Raw genomic sequence first — 15052 nt, 5'->3', positions numbered from 1 at the left:
CTTTTTTCAGGGCGTTTTTTTATGCGTATTGGCCATGGCTATGATGTGCACCGTTTCGCTGAAGGCGACTTCATTACCTTGGGCGGCGTGCGGATTGCACACGGGTTCGGCCTGCTGGCCCATTCCGATGGCGATGTCCTGCTGCATGCCCTGAGCGATGCGCTTTTGGGGGCCGCGGCACTGGGCGATATCGGCAAGCACTTTCCTGACACCGATCCGCAATTCAAGGGTGCCGACAGCCGCGTGCTGCTGCGTCATGTCCTCAAGCAGATCCACGGCAAAGGCTGGAAAGTCGGTAATGTCGACGCCACCATCGTTGCCCAGGCACCAAAAATGGCACCGCATATCGATGCCATGCGTGCCTTGATCGCTGAAGATCTGCAGGTTGAGCTGGATCAGGTGAACGTGAAAGCGACAACGACAGAAAAACTCGGCTTTACCGGGCGCGAAGAAGGCATCGCGGTGCATGCCGTTGCGTTGTTGCTGCGCGCATGAATGAACTTGAACTGCTTGGCCCCAGGGCCTACGGCGATGCGCTGGGTCGTGCAGCCCTCAAGGCGACTGCCGAAGATTTTCAGGTCGACGAGGTGCTGGACATTCCGCTTTCAGGCGATGGCGAGCATTTATGGCTGTGGGTCGAAAAACGCGGTCTGAATACCGAAGAGGCGGCACGTCGGCTGGCCCGGGCCGCGGGGGTGCAGTTGCGTACGGTCAGCTATGCCGGTCTCAAGGACCGCCAGGCACTGACCCGCCAGTGGTTCAGCATTCAACTGCCGGGCAAGGCCGATCCTGATCTGTCGGCCGCGCAGGACGATACGCTGCAAATTCTCAAAAGCACTCGACACAAGCGCAAGCTACAACGCGGTGCTCACGCAGCGAATGGCTTTACGCTGCGGCTGACGCAACTGGACGCTGATACGGACGCTTTGAACCAGCGCCTTGAAATAATTGCCCGGCAGGGCATCCCCAACTACTTTGGTACGCAGCGTTTCGGTTATCAGGGCGGAAATCTTGGCGAGGCACGCGATTACGCTGCCCGCAAAGCGCTGCCTGAGCAACGTGCGGTGCGTTCGCGATTGTTATCCACAGCGCGCAGCTACCTGTTCAATCGGGTTCTGGCAGCCCGCGTTGCCGATGGCAGCTGGGAAAAGGCTCAGGTAGGGGATTTGCTCGCTTTCACCGACAGCCGCAGCTTTTTTCCGGCGGGTGTTGATGAGTGCAGCGATCCCCGGCTGGCGATTCTCGATCTGCACCCTACCGGGCCGCAGTGGGGTGAAGGCCCTTCGCCAGCCGGTGGCGCGACGGCAGAACTGGAAAATGCCATCGCCAATGATGAGTCTGCGTTGCGTGACTGGCTGGTCAGAGCGGGCATGGAGCACGAACGACGCATCCTGCGACTGCCCATTGGGCGGCTGACGTGGCATTATCCCGAGTCTGACATTCTGCAACTGGAATTCGTCCTTCCGCCCGGATGCTTCGCCACCGTTTTAGTGCGCGAACTCATTGATCTGGTGCCGGTTGGGCAGACGGACAGCCCATGCGTATTCTGATATCAAATGATGACGGGGTGAACGCGCCCGGTCTTGTCGCGCTCCATGCGGCGCTGGCGGACTATGCCGAGTGCGTAGTGATCGCCCCTGATCAGGACAAAAGCGGTGCCAGCAGTTCCCTGACACTCGACCGGCCCTTGCACCCACATGCACTGGCCAATGGCTTCATCAGTCTCAATGGTACGCCGACCGACTGCGTGCATCTGGGGATTCATGGGTTGTTGGAGCATCAACCGGACATGGTGGTTTCAGGTATCAACCTGGGTGCCAATCTGGGCGACGATGTACTGTATTCCGGAACGGTCGCTGCAGCGCTTGAAGGGCGTTTTCTGCAGCGCCCGTCGTTTGCCTTTTCGTTTCTGTCACGTCAGCCGGATAATCTGGCGACGGCGGCGCATTACGCGCGCTTGCTGGTCGAGGCCCATGAGCAACTCGACCTGCCACCCCGCACGGTATTGAACGTGAATATTCCCAACCTGCCGCTCGAGCACATCCGCGGCATTCAACTGACCCGATTGGGGCATCGTGCCCGCGCTGCGGCGCCGATCAAGGTCGTCGACCCGCGTGGCCGCGCTGGTTACTGGATCGCTGCTGCCGGCGATGTCGAGGACGGCGGTGCTGGCACCGACTTCCATGCGGTCATACAGGGTTACGTATCGATTACGCCGTTGCAGCTGGATCGAACTTATCAGGACGGATTCAGCAGCCTGAATACCTGGCTGGAGGGTCTTCGTTGATGTCGCGCGAGCAGGATGATCTATTGCGTCGCGGGATCGGGATGACCTCGCAGCGCACCCGTGAACGTCTGATCCAGCGCCTCTGCGAAGAGGGTATTTCCAACCAGCGGGTGCTGGACGTCATTCGCAAGACGCCCCGGCATCTGTTTGTCGATGAAGCGCTGGCGCATCGCGCTTATGAAGACACAGCGCTGCCCATCGGTCACAACCAGACGATTTCCCAGCCTTACATGGTCGCGCGGATGAGCGAGCTGCTATTGGCAGCCGGTCCGCTGGACAAGGTCATGGAGATCGGTACAGGGTCGGGCTACCAAACCGCGGTGCTGGCGCAACTGGTGGAGCGTGTATTTTCGGTCGAGCGTATCAAAGTCCTTCAGGACCGCGCCAAGGAGCGTCTGGTCGAGCTCAATCTGCGTAATGTGGTTTTCCGCTGGGGCGACGGCTGGGAAGGCTGGCCTGCTCTGGCACCTTATAACGGCATCATCGTCACGGCAGTGGCAACCGACGTACCGCAGGCGCTGCTTGATCAACTGGCACCTGGAGGTCGGCTGGTCATCCCGGTGGGTTCGGGAGAGGTTCAGCAATTGATGCTGATCATCCGTGAAGAAAACGGTTTTTCCCGGCACGTACTGGGGGCTGTGCGCTTCGTGCCACTGCTCAACGGGCCAATCGCGTGAAGATTGTCTGCGGTAAACAGTGAATTCTGGCTTCAGTCATTGGTCTACAGCGCGCGGCCCGGAATGTTGAATGGCCTGATGGCATCATTCCATGTAGCTGATTGATACATAACAACGTTTTTTCAACGGTTAATCACTGGCTGCCCGTCGCTATTACGGCACAATAGGCATCTTTTTTGAATTCAGTCACCAGTAAAGGGAGTGGCGGGTGAGTCTCACAGTCATTCAGCAGCTCAGGTCTTCAAGAAGTTATCAGCGTCTGGTGATTGGCATTGCTCTCAGTGTCCTTTTGGTCGGCTGCTCCAGCACGCCTTCAGGCGGGGTTCGTGTCGTTGATCGCAACGGCAATGCCGTTGCCCAGCGTCCGACGGTAACTACCGGCCAATACGTGGTCAGGCGCGGTGACACGCTTTTTTCGATTGCATTTCGTTACGGCTGGGACTGGAAAGCGCTGGCTGCCCGCAATCAGATCCCCGAGCCGTTTACCATCAAGCCAGGTCAGACAATTCGCTTTGACGGGCGCTCGTCTTCAACGCAGGACGTAGCTTCTACCTCCGGTGCAGGACGCCCGGTGACGTCTACATCAACCAGCACCAGCAGTTCCGGTTCGGTCAAAACTACGGTTATTTCCAAGCCTGTTGCGGTTGTACCTGTGGTGATACCTCCTTCTGCGACCACCGGGACAGGCCCGGCCGGTAAGTCTCCGACGGGTTGGACCTGGCCTTCAAGTGGCATTTTGATAGGAAAATTTTCCTCAAACGGCAGTTTGAATAAAGGAATTGATATCGCTGGTGATTTGGGACAGCCTGTTTTGGCAGCGTCTGATGGTTCAGTTGTTTACGCCGGAAGTGGATTACGGGGCTACGGCGAATTGATCATCATCAAACACAGCGATACCTACGTCAGTGCCTACGGTCATAATCGCAGGCTTTTGGTACGGGAAGGTCAACAGGTCAAGGCAGGGCAAACGATTGCCGAAATGGGGTCAACAGGAACTGACCGGGTGAAGCTGCATTTTGAGATTCGCCGCCAAGGGAAACCTGTAGATCCATTGGGATTTTTGCCACGTCGTTGATAGTTGCCAGCCTGTTCCAGGCGTATTAGGAACAGGCTCAAGTGTTGCCATGGAATCAGGCGATGCTGGAGCTTGAGGTCGAACTCACCAAAGGACTAAAACAATGGCTCTTGGCAACGAAGCGCCGGAGTTTGACATCGATGATGAAGTGCTCCTTATGGAAGCCGGCATTGTCCTGAAGGAAGCGTCAAACGAGAAGCAGCCACCCGCTGCCTCCGGACGCGCCAAGGTCAAGCATTCAACATCGCTCAAACAACACAAGTACATTGACTACACGCGGGCGCTTGATGCTACCCAGCTGTACCTCAATGAAATCGGTTTTTCTCCTCTACTATCCCCGGAAGAAGAAGTTCATTTTGCGCGTCTGTCGCAAAGTGGAGACCCGGCCGGGCGCAAACGCATGATTGAAAGCAATCTGCGTCTGGTAGTTAAAATTGCCAGACGTTATGTCAATCGTGGTCTGTCATTGCTTGACCTGATCGAGGAGGGCAACCTGGGGTTGATTCGGGCGGTTGAAAAATTCGACCCTGAACGCGGCTTTCGTTTTTCCACCTACGCCACCTGGTGGATTCGCCAGACCATCGAACGCGCGATCATGAATCAGACCCGGACCATCCGGCTGCCGATTCACGTCGTCAAGGAGCTGAATGTTTATCTGCGCGCGGCCCGAGAGCTGACCCAGAAGCTGGATCATGAACCTTCTCCCGAAGAAATCGCCAATCTGCTGGAAAAACCGGTAGGTGAGGTCAAGCGCATGCTCGGTCTCAACGAGCGTGTCTCGTCGGTGGACGTCTCGCTGGGGCCTGATTCGGACAAGACGCTGCTCGACACCTTGACCGACGATCGTCCGACCGACCCCTGTGAGCTGCTGCAGGACGATGATCTGTCCCAGAGCATCGATCAATGGTTGTCCGAGTTGACCGAGAAGCAACGGGAGGTTGTCATCCGTCGCTTTGGCTTGCGCGGGCATGAAAGCAGCACACTTGAAGATGTAGGGCTTGAGATCGGTCTGACGCGTGAGCGGGTCAGGCAGATTCAGGTTGAAGGGCTCAAGCGCCTACGTGAGATCCTTGAAAAAAACGGCTTGTCCAGCGAGTCTCTCTTCCAGTAACCACCCCCTCATAACGTCAATCCAGGGCCGATATAACACATAGTGTGTATATCGGCCTTTTTATATGTCTTTCGTCATTTGAATGTCGTAGGTCAATGCGCCTGCTCGGCCTTTCAGCTTTCAAAGCCTGTAAGTCATTGCGTACGGTTGCTGTAAGTCATTCAGGTAACAACAGTGAGGCTTGTCGCCAAACAGCTGTGTTTAAGGATTTAACACGTTGTTTTAAATAGAGATTATGTTTTTAAGGTGATTGACATGGAAATATCCTGGAGCGTTTGAGGTGTTGCTCTGCGGGTTTAAATCTCTAATATCGAAGCTGTGCCAACGGACAGGCACAGGCCATCAAGGATGACGGTCAAGGACATCGCGGGATGCGATTCATCAGGATGATGACAACGGAATACAGGGATCAGGGATAAAATGTGGGCGGGTCATACCGCCCCTTTTTTTATCTGCAGAAAACCGCACAGATTCAACAAAAAAGGCCCTCTCGAGGGCCTTTTGTCTGTCTGGAATCTAGCGTTCCAGATCAGCGATCTTGCCGGTTTTGCCATCCCACTCTGCCGCATCCGGCATCGCGTCTTTCTTTTCGGTGATGTTGGGCCAGACCTCGGCAAGCTCAGCGTTGAGCTCGATGAAGTTTTCCATGCCAGCAGGAATCTCGTCTTCCGAGTAAATGGCCACGGCAGGGCACTCAGGCTCGCAAAGCGCGCAGTCGATGCACTCGTCCGGGTGGATCACCAGGAAATTCGGGCCTTCGTAAAAGCAGTCCACCGGACAGACTTCTACGCAGTCGGTGTACTTGCACTTGATGCAGTTGTCGGTGACGACGAAGGTCATTTCTAATTTTCTCCTCAGGCGGCTGCTGTGGCAGAGCCCTTCCAGACAGGGTTGCCAGGTTCGGGAGGTTTCCCGGCCCTATGAAAATACGTGCTTTTGGTGGGTGGCCTTGAGGCAGTGGGACTGCGTCGCCTGCTACCTACCAGTGGTTCGCTGCATTTTCACGCGGCTCGAAAAACGCCTCGGCCAGGCTAAAAGCCGAGAGCGTCCCAAACCGCGCGGGATTCTAACAGTATGTAACGCTTCGCGTCACAGGCGAGTTTGCAATGTGTATAGCAAATCCAGCGCCTGCCGCGGAGTCATATCGTCGACTTTGATCTTGGACAGTTCGTCGAGCACCGGATGAGGCAGGCTTGCAAACATATCGCTCTGCTGCGGGATCGCGGGTTTGCCGGGCTTGGCTTTAGGCTGTTCGTGCGGCAGGCTGGTGGTTTCCAGGCGCTGCAGATGCTCTTTGGCGCGCGTGATGACTTTGCCCGGAACGCCCGCAAGCTGGGCCACGGCCAGGCCGTAGCTCTGGCTGGCTGGTCCTGGCAGTACGCGGTGCAGGAAGACGATCCGCTCGTTATGCTCGGTAGCATTCAGGTGCACGTTGGTCACCAGCGGTTCGCTTTCCGGCAGCACTGTCAGCTCGAAATAGTGCGTCGCGAACAGTGTATAAGCACGCAGTTGCGCCAGACATTCCGCCGCTGCCCAAGCCAGAGAAAGGCCGTCGAAGGTGCTGGTACCGCGTCCGACTTCGTCCATCAGCACCAGGCTTTTGTCGGTAGCGTTGTGCAGGATGTTTGCCGTTTCGCTCATTTCCACCATGAACGTCGAGCGCCCGCCGGCCAGGTCGTCGCTGGAGCCGATACGGGTGAAGATCCGGTCGACCAACGACAGTTCGCAGCTGGCAGCGGGCACGAAACTGCCGATATGCGCCAGTAGTACGATCAGCGCCGTCTGACGCATATAGGTCGATTTACCGCCCATGTTCGGGCCGGTTATGACCAGCATGCGGGTGCTGTCGTCCAGCGCCAGGTCGTTGGCGACAAACGGAGTGCTTAGTACCTGTTCTACGACCGGGTGACGGCCCTGCTCAATGCGCATGCAAGGCTCGGCAACGAAGCGTGGGCAGTTGAGGTCCAGATTCAGCGCGCGTTCTGCGAGGTTACTGAGTACGTCCAGTTCGGCCAATGCAGCTGCCGTGTCCTGCAGCGGCGCTAGATGGCCGATCAGGTCTTCAAGCAGCGCTTCGTAGAGCATCTTTTCCCGAGCCAGTGCACGGCTTTTGGCCGACAACGCCTTGTCTTCGAATTCCTTGAGTTCAGGCGTGATAAAGCGCTCGGCGCCCTTGAGGGTCTGGCGGCGTATGTAATCAGCCGGGGCCTGCTCGGCCTGTTTGCTCGGCAGCTCGATGAAGTAGCCGTGAACGCGGTTGTAACCGACTTTCAGGTTGGCAAGACCGGTACGGGCCTTTTCGCGGGCCTCCAGATCAATCAGGAACTGACCGGCGTTTTCACTCAGCGATTGCAGATCATCCAGCTCAGCGTCGTAGCCGGTTTTCAGAACACCGCCGTCGCGGATCACGGCAGGCGGATTGTCGATGATTGCGCGCTGCAGCAGATCGGCGAGTTCCGGATAGGTGCTGGCGGTCTGCGCAAGTTGCTGCAGATGCGGCGCCTCCAGGTCGGTCATCGCCTGCTGCAGTTCGGGCAGGGCGCTCAGGGCGTCGCGCAGACGCGCAAGGTCTCGTGGTCGCGCATTACGCAGGCCGATACGCGCCAGAATCCGCTCGATATCGCCGATTTCCTTGAGCTGCGGTTGCAGGTTCTCGAAGCGGTAGAGCTCCAGAAAGCAGGTAATGGACGTCTGGCGTGCCTGAAGAATTGTCAGGTCGCGCAACGGCCGGTTCAGCCAGCGGGTCAGCAGCCGCGTTCCCATTGCCGTCTGGCAACGGTCCATGACCGATTGCAGCGTATTGTCGCGGCCACCGGACAGGTTGGTGTCCAGCTCCAGGTTGCGCCGACTGGCGGCATCGAGGATTACCGTGTCGTCGAGGCGTTCGTGGCGCAGGCTGCGCAAGTGGGGCAGGGCGGTGCGCTGGGTTTCCTTGGCGTAGCTGAGCAGGCAGCCAGCAGCGCCGATGGCGAGTGTCAGGTTTTCGCAGCCAAAACCCTTCAGGTCCTGGGTTGAAAACTGCTGACACAGACTTTTGTGGGCTGAGTCGCGCTCGAAATCCCACGGTGCACGACGTCGGGCACCACGGCGTTTTTCGGCAGGCAGACCTTGCGGCCAGTCGTCCGGAATCAACAGCTCGACCGGGTTGATGCGTTCAAGCTCGGCCAGCAGGTTCTCCCAGCCCTTGATCTCCAGCACACTGAAGTTGCCGCTGGTGATGTCCAGCACGGCAAGGCCGAACAGGCGTTCGTCACCCAGTACGGCGGCAATCAGGTTATCCCTGCGCTCATCGAGCAAGGCCTCGTCGCTGATGGTCCCAGGCGTAATGATGCGGACTACCTGACGATCCACCGGGCCCTTGCTGGTCGCGGGGTCGCCGATCTGCTCGCAGATCACCACCGATTCGCCCAGCTTCACCAGTTTGGCCAGATAGCCTTCGGCGGCGTGGTACGGAATCCCGCACATGGGGATGCTCTGGCCTGCCGACTGACCGCGCGCGGTCAGGGTGATGTCCAGCAACTTGGCGGCTTTCTTCGCATCTTCGTAGAAGATCTCGTAGAAATCGCCCATGCGATAAAACATCAGTTGATCCAGGTGCTGGTTTTTGAGTTTCCAGTACTGCTGCATCATAGGGGTATGTGAAGAGAGGTCGGAAATTGCTTTGTTCATCAGTGGCTTAGGCAAGTTCTTGAGAGGAGTGAGGCAACCTTGAGGCATGACGGGTGGTCCCTCCTTGAATCGAGGGGCGTCTGCCGGGTATGTGCGATGGTCGCAAGGTTATCACGCTCAATCAGGCGGTGCAGTTACAGCGTACCTTCCGCTTATTGGTGACCAGGCGTTTCCTGACAGCCATGAACCTCGATTTGACGTATAGACTTTCATCGCTGCCACTCGATAACCGGACGGCACGCTATAAAAAAGGACTTTTATATGAAAAATAAACGAGCAAGGGATTCCGTCAACGGTCGCTTCATCCCGTTGGAAGAAGCCAGAAAAAGGCCGAGAGAAACCACGGTTGAAACGGTCAAAAGCCCGAACGCAGGAAAGATGCGCGATAAGCCGGCAATGGCAGACCCGCTTCAAGGCGGCTGCCTTGTCTCAGCAATCACTTTTACAGGCTTCCAGCATGAATGAGGACACCGTGGACGAGATAACCGGGCTGGCCAATACGCTTGGCAGGCTTCTCGGCGCAATGAACGCTCAAGTGACCACCGCCGAATCCTGCACAGGAGGCGGAATCGCCGAAGCGATCACGCGCATCGCCGGTAGCTCGGCATGGTTCGAGGCTGGCTATGTGACTTATTCGAATGCCCAGAAGACCCGACAATTGGGCGTACCGGAGGCGTTGTTCGCAGATGTCGGGGCGGTCAGTCAGCCTGTTGTCGAAGCCATGGTGCGAGGTGCGCAGCGTGAAAGCGGCGCGCGATTCGCTGTCGCGGTCAGTGGTGTTGCAGGGCCTGGCGGTGGTTCGCCGGATAAACCGGTCGGTACTGTATGGCTGTGTTGGGGCAAGGATGACGCGCTTGTCGCACAGCGCCGCCAGTTCGATGGCGACCGGGATCAGGTCCGTCGACAGACGGTCGAAGCCGCTCTACAGGGGCTGATACAGCTTGCGCGCGGAGAAATGCCAAAACAGGGGTAGGCGCGCGCTCATCGCTGTGGAATAATACTGTCTACTTATACAGGTGTTGTGGCCATCAAGGCCCTAATTGAATTTGATTACGTGAGGACTTCAATGGACGACAACAAGAAGAAAGCCTTGGCTGCGGCCTTGGGTCAGATCGAGCGTCAGTTCGGTAAAGGTGCCGTGATGCGCATGGGCGACCATGATCGCCAGGCTATTCCTGCCATCTCCACCGGCTCGCTGGGTCTGGATATCGCACTCGGCATCGGCGGTCTGCCGAAAGGCCGGATCGTGGAAATCTACGGTCCAGAGTCTTCCGGTAAAACCACGCTGACGTTGTCGGTCATCGCGCAGGCCCAGAAAATGGGTGCTACCTGTGCATTTGTCGACGCCGAGCACGCGCTTGATCCGGAATACGCCGGCAAACTGGGCGTCAATGTCGACGACCTGCTGGTTTCGCAGCCGGACACCGGTGAGCAGGCGCTTGAAATCACCGACATGCTGGTACGTTCCAACGCCATCGACGTCATCGTTGTCGACTCCGTTGCTGCGCTGGTACCAAAGGCAGAGATCGAAGGCGAAATGGGCGACATGCACGTGGGTCTGCAGGCGCGTCTGATGTCTCAGGCGCTGCGCAAGATCACCGGTAACATCAAGAACGCCAATTGCCTGGTAATCTTCATCAACCAGATCCGCATGAAGATCGGCGTGATGTTCGGCAGCCCGGAAACCACTACCGGTGGTAACGCCCTGAAGTTCTACGCTTCGGTACGTCTGGATATCCGTCGTACAGGCGCAGTGAAAGAAGGCGACGAGGTTGTCGGCAGCGAAACCCGCGTCAAGGTCGTTAAGAACAAGGTGGCTCCGCCATTCCGTCAGGCCGAGTTCCAGATTCTTTACGGCAAGGGTATCTACCTGAACGGCGAAATCGTTGATCTGGCCGTGCTGCATGGTTTTGTCGAGAAGTCCGGTGCCTGGTACAGCTACCAGGGCAGCAAGATCGGTCAGGGTAAAGCCAACTCGGCCAAATTCCTGGCAGACAATCCGGAAATCTGCAAAGCGCTCGAGAAGCAGATTCGCGACAAGTTGCTCACCCCTGGCGTCGACACCAAAGCTGTCGGTTCCCGCGAAGCTGCCGTTGCTGATGATATGGCCGAAGCAGACGCTGATATCTGATAGTCATGCCTGTCGTACTTGATACACCTGTCGCCGTAAGGCGTACTGCAATGGACCTGCTCGCACGTCGCGAGCACGGTCGGGTCGAGCTGACGCGTAAACTGCGTCAGCGCGGCGCTCCCCCCGAGCTCATCGACGCTGCCCTTGACCGTCTGGTCGAGGAAGGCCTGCTCTCCGAATCCCGTTACCTTGAAAGCTTCGTTTCTTACCGGGCACGCTCGGGCTATGGCCCTGTTCGTATTCGGGAAGAACTGAATCAGCGTGGTTTGCAGCGGGCCGACATTGAACAGGCGCTCAGGGAGTGTGGTGTGGATTGGCAGGAGAAGCTTCACGAGCTCTGGCAACGCAAGTTTGCCGGTGCCTTGCCTGTTGATGCTCGTGAGCGGGCCAGGCAGGGACGGTTTCTGAGTTATCGCGGCTATCCGCTGGATATGATCGGCCGCTTGTTAAGCGGCCGTGGCGGCGATGACTGAGGTCTCAGAGCGTTTTCTGTGGCGCCTGATCATGCGCGCCATCTCTTGTCGCTGAGGCATCCTCCCAGTTTTCCTGTTGATTGATGTAGTCCACCAATTCACGAAGCCTGCCCTGATTGCGTCCTGTGAAGGTAAACGCAAGTCGTGTCAGGTGGCTGAATTGAACTTCATCGTGCTCCTCGCCCTGATAGCTGTGCTGATGGAAGTTTTCATTGATACACAGATCGGCGAAAGCTTCCTGCATGTGCTCCAGAGCCTTCGCGCTGAGCGCGTGGCGCATACGGATCACGAACTTGTTCTTCAGCCAGCGGCTGGAGTGGAAGTTGGCATAAAACCGGTTGATCTCTTCCACCGCTTCATCGGCGCTGTAGACCAGCCTCATCAGTTTCATGTCGGCTGGCAGAATGTAGTGATTGTCCTGCAACTGGTTTTTGATGAAGTCCAGTGCACCTTGCCAGAAACTCCCGCCAGGTGTGTCCAGCAATACGACAGGTACTAACGGACTTTTGCCGGTTTGTATCAACGTCAGCACTTCCAGGGCTTCATCCAGAGTTCCAAAGCCGCCTGGGCACAGCACCAGCGCGTCGGCTTCCTTGACGAAGAACAACTTGCGGGTGAAGAAGAAGTGGAAAGGCAGCAGGTTTTCCGTGCCCTCCACCGTGGGGTTGGCGTGCTGCTCAAAGGGCAGGGTAATGTTGAACCCCAGGCTGTGTTTCAGACCTGCACCTGCGTGGGCTGCGGCCATGATGCCACCACCTGCGCCGGTGATGACCATCATGTCCGAGCGGGCAAGCTTTTCGCCCAGCTCTCTGGCCTGTGCGTAAAGGGGGTGCTCCTGAGGGGTGCGAGCAGAACCGAATACGGTGACTTTGCGGCGGCCCTTGAAGCGTTCGAGCACCCGAAAGGCTTTGTCCAGTTCGCGCAGGGTTTGCAGCGTTATCTTGACGTCCCAGCGATTGCGGTCGTCCTGGGCCATGCGTAGCACCGTGAGCATCATGTCGCGGTACAGCGGCAGGTTTCTGGTGCCGGGAGCGACCTCGTTGATGTGCTCTTCAATTTTGCTGGTCAGGTCGAGCCCGTTGCTTTGAAAGTGTCGGGATAGAAGATCGTCAGGTACATACGGCATTCGGGATTTATCCTCCTGCAGAATCAATGGCCCGGTGGGGCGTGTTGAATCGATGATGTCCCGGTTTGCAGAGAAAGGCTACCCATTCCCTGATCATTGCCAGGGCGGATTCGTTGCAGGATGTCTTGAGCGTTGCTGAACTGACGCGCCTGAGGGGCAGGCGCGCGGGGAGTGTGCCAAGTGCCGAGGGTACTTACTTTTTCGGCTTTACAGTGCAATCCGACGCCTGAAAGGTCTGGGTCGCAACCGGGCGGTTGGTCTTGTACTCGGTGAACTGATATTTGAGGACGGCTCCCTTGGTCATCAACTGGCGGAAACCGTTGTTGTGGCAAACGCTGTTGCCCAACTGGTTGCGCATCACGTCCGGGTTGGCGCGCATTTGCTGGGCCTGGCCTTCGCGTACGCTCAAGTGGTTGATCAGTTCGTTGCCACTGACGGTATAGCCCTGATCGAGGATGTCTTCGTTGATCGCCCTTGGCGTGCCGACACTGCTTTCCTTAGCGACTTTTTCCAGCATCTTGCTGAGTTCGAACTCCTGTTTCGACGCCGCCTGGGCGCATAGCGGAGCAACGAGCAAAAGCGTAAGGGTGGGTACGATAAGGCGCAGCATTAAACTCTCCTGATTAAGTGGCTGGCCGTTGGACCAGCGACTTCAAAGTGCGTTCCGGGCAGCCCGCCGATAACGCGGGTTGCAATGGCGCAGCAGTATAGAGCAGGAGTCTTCATCGGGCCTAGGGGCTGTACCCGTTTCAACGCGGTCTCTATGACGCGGGAACAGCCTGAGGACCGAAAGCGGGTTGAAGTGCCGGTGCTCTGATAAACTGCGCGTACTTTAATCCTGCCGAGTCTTTGTGGTGTCGATGTATTTCCCCCGCAGGCGTGTCCTGTAATGAGTCATGCCGTTTCCCGTCTGCGCGACGAGCGTCTGGCCCGCAGTACCAAGCCCTTTATTGCTCGCGGCTCGCGCGCGCCGCGCTGTCCGGATTGCCGGGTTATCTCCAGTTATTGCCTGTGCGCGTGGCGACCTGCCGTGAATGCCGAGTCAGGCATGTGCCTGCTGATGTACGACACCGAGCCTTTGAAACCGACCAACACCGGCTGGCTGATCGCCGATGTCATCAAGGACACCCATGCCTTCGGCTGGTCGCGAATAGATGTCGACGAGCAATTGCTCGCCTTGCTGGACGATCCGCAGTGGCAGCCCTACATCGTCTTTCCTGGTGAATTCGTTGCCGAGGAGCGTGTGGTCAATAAGGTGTCGCGCATGGATGGCAAGCGTCCGCTGTTCATTCTGCTGGATGCTACCTGGACCGAAGCGCGCAAGATGTTCCGCAAAAGCCCATATCTGGAAAGGTTTCCGGTGTTGACGCTGGAGCCCGAGCAGATCTCGCGTTACCGTTTGCGCCGCTCAAGGCGCGACGATCACTTCTGTACTGCCGAAGTCGCCGCGCTTTGTCTGGAACTGGCCGGGGACACCTGCGCCAGTGGCGTACTGGATGCTTATCTGGACGTGTTCAGCGCTCATTATCTGGGCGCCAAGTACCTCAAGCCGATTGACCCCGACGACGCGGCCCACACTCATTTGAAGGCTTTCATTTGAAGGCTTTCTATCACGCAGTGTTGCGGATCTGCCCTGTATAGGCTAATTGCCATCCATGTGCCCGGGCAAAGACGCTTCGCGCTTGACCGTCATGGTCTTGCTGGGCATGCTTGGCGCCGCCTGGAAGCCGATTCATCTTGTCTGGCGTGGCACCGACGCTCTTTTCGGGTTGTCGTTATGCGCGTTCGCCAGTCTTGCTGGGTGGCCGATTCTGTCGGCCCTCACTATAAAAACAGGATCACTACATGACCTACGACATCCTGATCGCTGATGATCATCCCCTGTTTCGCAGTGCGCTGCATCAGGCGCTGAGCATTGGCCTGGGGCCTGAAGCGCGGCTCGTCGAGGCAGAAAGCATTGCCCAGCTTGAATCCCGTCTGGGAGAGAAGGCTGATTGGGATCTGGTTCTGCTGGACCTGAACATGCCGGGGGCTTATGGCTTCTCCGGGCTGGTCCTGTTGCGCGGCCAATATCCGCAGATACCGGTGGTGATGGTTTCGGCTCAGGAAGAAGCGTCGATTGTGGTGCGTTCCAGAGAGTTTGGTGCCAGCGGGTTCATTCCCAAATCCAGCTCCCTTGAAGTCATTCAGCAGGCGGTGCGCACCGTGCTCGATGGCGACGTCTGGTGGCCGCCACAGGTCAATGAAGTGATCAGTGTTTCGGATGAAGCGAAGGCTGCAAGCGCTGGCCTCGCCAGCCTCACGCCCCAGCAGTTTCGAGTATTGACGATGGTCTGTGAGGGGCTGCTGAACAAGCAGATTGCCTCCGAACTGAGCGTCTCCGAAGCCACTATCAAAGCGCACGTCACGGCGATTTTTCGCAAGCTCGGCGTACGCACGCGAACCCAGGCAGCGTTGTTGTTACAACAGCTTGAGTCCATCTCGTCCAGTTAACGGCGTTCAG

Annotated in this window: 16 protein-coding genes; 12 read left to right on the top strand and 4 right to left on the bottom strand. The window is 57.5% G+C overall.

All coding sequences use genetic code 11. The annotated features are described in order from the left end of the window. Positions 1-21 precede the first annotated feature (21 nt). The 6 genes from ispF to rpoS all read left to right on the top strand — a co-directional run bounded on the left by ispF (position 22) and on the right by rpoS (position 5150). Positions 22-495 (top strand): 2-C-methyl-D-erythritol 2,4-cyclodiphosphate synthase, encoded by a 474-nt coding sequence (ispF, locus tag AO068_RS00280; protein ID WP_002554705.1) that lies wholly within the window; start codon positions 22-24, stop codon positions 493-495. Then, complete coding sequence (gene truD, locus AO068_RS00275; protein WP_010201444.1) at positions 492-1550, top strand: tRNA pseudouridine(13) synthase TruD; 1059 nt, start codon at positions 492-494, stop codon at positions 1548-1550. Before ispF ends, truD begins: the two co-directional genes overlap by 4 nt. Then, positions 1538-2287, top strand: coding sequence for a 5'/3'-nucleotidase SurE (gene surE / locus AO068_RS00270; RefSeq protein WP_058407345.1), 750 nt, complete (start codon positions 1538-1540; stop codon positions 2285-2287). The genes truD and surE overlap by 13 nt, the downstream gene beginning before the upstream one ends. A 41-nt stretch (positions 2288-2328) precedes the next feature. Continuing rightward, positions 2329-2964: a protein-L-isoaspartate(D-aspartate) O-methyltransferase gene (locus AO068_RS00265; protein WP_002554702.1), complete on the top strand. Its 636-nt coding sequence runs from the start codon at positions 2329-2331 to the stop codon at positions 2962-2964. 208 nt (positions 2965-3172) lie between these two features. Then, the gene (locus tag AO068_RS26100; protein WP_002554701.1) at positions 3173-4039 is read left to right on the top strand and encodes a peptidoglycan DD-metalloendopeptidase family protein; all 867 of its coding nucleotides are present in this window, start codon (positions 3173-3175) and stop codon (positions 4037-4039) included. 103 nt (positions 4040-4142) lie between these two features. Beyond that, positions 4143-5150 carry an RNA polymerase sigma factor RpoS gene (gene rpoS, locus AO068_RS00260; RefSeq protein WP_005733320.1) on the top strand — a complete coding sequence of 336 codons (1008 nt, stop codon included), beginning with the start codon at positions 4143-4145 and terminating at the stop codon, positions 5148-5150. A 516-nt stretch (positions 5151-5666) separates the two neighbouring features. On the opposite strand, the gene fdxA is transcribed toward rpoS, so the two are convergent. Further along, entirely contained in the window at positions 5667-5990 is a 324-nt protein-coding gene (gene fdxA, locus AO068_RS00255; RefSeq protein WP_002554692.1) for a ferredoxin FdxA, read from the bottom strand. Between the two features lie 249 nt (positions 5991-6239). Further along, complete coding sequence (gene mutS / locus AO068_RS00250; protein ID WP_161936569.1) at positions 6240-8807, bottom strand: DNA mismatch repair protein MutS; 2568 nt, start codon at positions 8805-8807, stop codon at positions 6240-6242. 273 nt (positions 8808-9080) lie between these two features. On the opposite strand from mutS, the gene AO068_RS29550 reads away from it, so the two are divergent. The 4 genes from AO068_RS29550 to recX all read left to right on the top strand — a co-directional run bounded on the left by AO068_RS29550 (position 9081) and on the right by recX (position 11423). Further along, positions 9081-9284 carry a hypothetical protein gene (locus AO068_RS29550; protein ID WP_058407343.1) on the top strand — a complete coding sequence of 68 codons (204 nt, stop codon included), beginning with the start codon at positions 9081-9083 and terminating at the stop codon, positions 9282-9284. Continuing rightward, a complete protein-coding gene (locus AO068_RS00240; RefSeq protein ID WP_054098798.1) occupies positions 9277-9792 on the top strand; it encodes a CinA family protein in 516 nt (171 codons plus the stop codon). The genes AO068_RS29550 and AO068_RS00240 overlap by 8 nt, the downstream gene beginning before the upstream one ends. Before the next feature lie 93 nt (positions 9793-9885). Next, positions 9886-10950 (top strand): recombinase RecA, encoded by a 1065-nt coding sequence (gene recA, locus AO068_RS00235; protein ID WP_004657925.1) that lies wholly within the window; start codon positions 9886-9888, stop codon positions 10948-10950. A gap of 5 nt (positions 10951-10955) precedes the next feature. Then, complete coding sequence (recX, locus tag AO068_RS00230) at positions 10956-11423, top strand: recombination regulator RecX (protein WP_005743450.1); 468 nt, start codon at positions 10956-10958, stop codon at positions 11421-11423. A gap of 4 nt (positions 11424-11427) precedes the next feature. Here recX and AO068_RS00225 read toward each other — a convergent pair whose 3' ends face one another. Then, the gene (locus AO068_RS00225; protein ID WP_058407342.1) at positions 11428-12549 is read right to left on the bottom strand and encodes an LOG family protein; all 1122 of its coding nucleotides are present in this window, start codon (positions 12547-12549) and stop codon (positions 11428-11430) included. Positions 12550-12742: 193 nt separating this feature from the next. Beyond that, positions 12743-13159 (bottom strand): quorum-sensing-regulated virulence factor family protein, encoded by a 417-nt coding sequence (locus AO068_RS00220; RefSeq protein ID WP_002554685.1) that lies wholly within the window; start codon positions 13157-13159, stop codon positions 12743-12745. A gap of 279 nt (positions 13160-13438) precedes the next feature. On the opposite strand from AO068_RS00220, the gene AO068_RS00215 reads away from it, so the two are divergent. After that, positions 13439-14149, top strand: a complete 711-nt coding sequence (locus tag AO068_RS00215; RefSeq protein ID WP_058399667.1) for a tRNA-uridine aminocarboxypropyltransferase — start codon at positions 13439-13441, stop codon at positions 14147-14149. Between the two features lie 245 nt (positions 14150-14394). After that, complete coding sequence (erdR, locus tag AO068_RS00210) at positions 14395-15042, top strand: response regulator transcription factor ErdR (RefSeq protein WP_046270723.1); 648 nt, start codon at positions 14395-14397, stop codon at positions 15040-15042. Positions 15043-15052: the final 10 nt, after the last annotated feature.

Source organism: Pseudomonas sp. ICMP 3272, assembly GCF_001466905.1.
In the GTDB taxonomy this organism is placed as follows: Bacteria; Pseudomonadota; Gammaproteobacteria; order Pseudomonadales; family Pseudomonadaceae; genus Aquipseudomonas; species Aquipseudomonas amygdali.
Note: the sequence above shows the minus strand (reverse complement) of the source record. Positions and strands in the feature narration are given on the sequence as shown.

Bases quoted from the DNA above. Each gene is read 5' to 3' on its own strand.
- ispF (WP_002554705.1), top strand. From the start codon at position 22: ATGCGTATTGGCCATGGCTATGATGTGCACCGTTTCGCTGAAGGCGAC.
- truD (WP_010201444.1), top strand. From the start codon at position 492: ATGAATGAACTTGAACTGCTTGGCCCCAGGGCCTACGGCGATGCGCTG.
- surE (WP_058407345.1), top strand. From the start codon at position 1,538: ATGCGTATTCTGATATCAAATGATGACGGGGTGAACGCGCCCGGTCTT.
- AO068_RS00265 (WP_002554702.1), top strand. From the start codon at position 2,329: ATGACCTCGCAGCGCACCCGTGAACGTCTGATCCAGCGCCTCTGCGAA.
- rpoS (WP_005733320.1), top strand. From the start codon at position 4,143: ATGGCTCTTGGCAACGAAGCGCCGGAGTTTGACATCGATGATGAAGTG.
- fdxA (WP_002554692.1), bottom strand. From the start codon at position 5,990: ATGACCTTCGTCGTCACCGACAACTGCATCAAGTGCAAGTACACCGAC.
- AO068_RS29550 (WP_058407343.1), top strand. From the start codon at position 9,081: ATGAAAAATAAACGAGCAAGGGATTCCGTCAACGGTCGCTTCATCCCG.
- AO068_RS00240 (WP_054098798.1), top strand. From the start codon at position 9,277: ATGAATGAGGACACCGTGGACGAGATAACCGGGCTGGCCAATACGCTT.
- recA (WP_004657925.1), top strand. From the start codon at position 9,886: ATGGACGACAACAAGAAGAAAGCCTTGGCTGCGGCCTTGGGTCAGATC.
- recX (WP_005743450.1), top strand. From the start codon at position 10,956: ATGCCTGTCGTACTTGATACACCTGTCGCCGTAAGGCGTACTGCAATG.
- AO068_RS00225 (WP_058407342.1), bottom strand. From the start codon at position 12,549: ATGCCGTATGTACCTGACGATCTTCTATCCCGACACTTTCAAAGCAAC.
- AO068_RS00220 (WP_002554685.1), bottom strand. From the start codon at position 13,159: ATGCTGCGCCTTATCGTACCCACCCTTACGCTTTTGCTCGTTGCTCCG.
- AO068_RS00215 (WP_058399667.1), top strand. From the start codon at position 13,439: ATGAGTCATGCCGTTTCCCGTCTGCGCGACGAGCGTCTGGCCCGCAGT.
- erdR (WP_046270723.1), top strand. From the start codon at position 14,395: ATGACCTACGACATCCTGATCGCTGATGATCATCCCCTGTTTCGCAGT.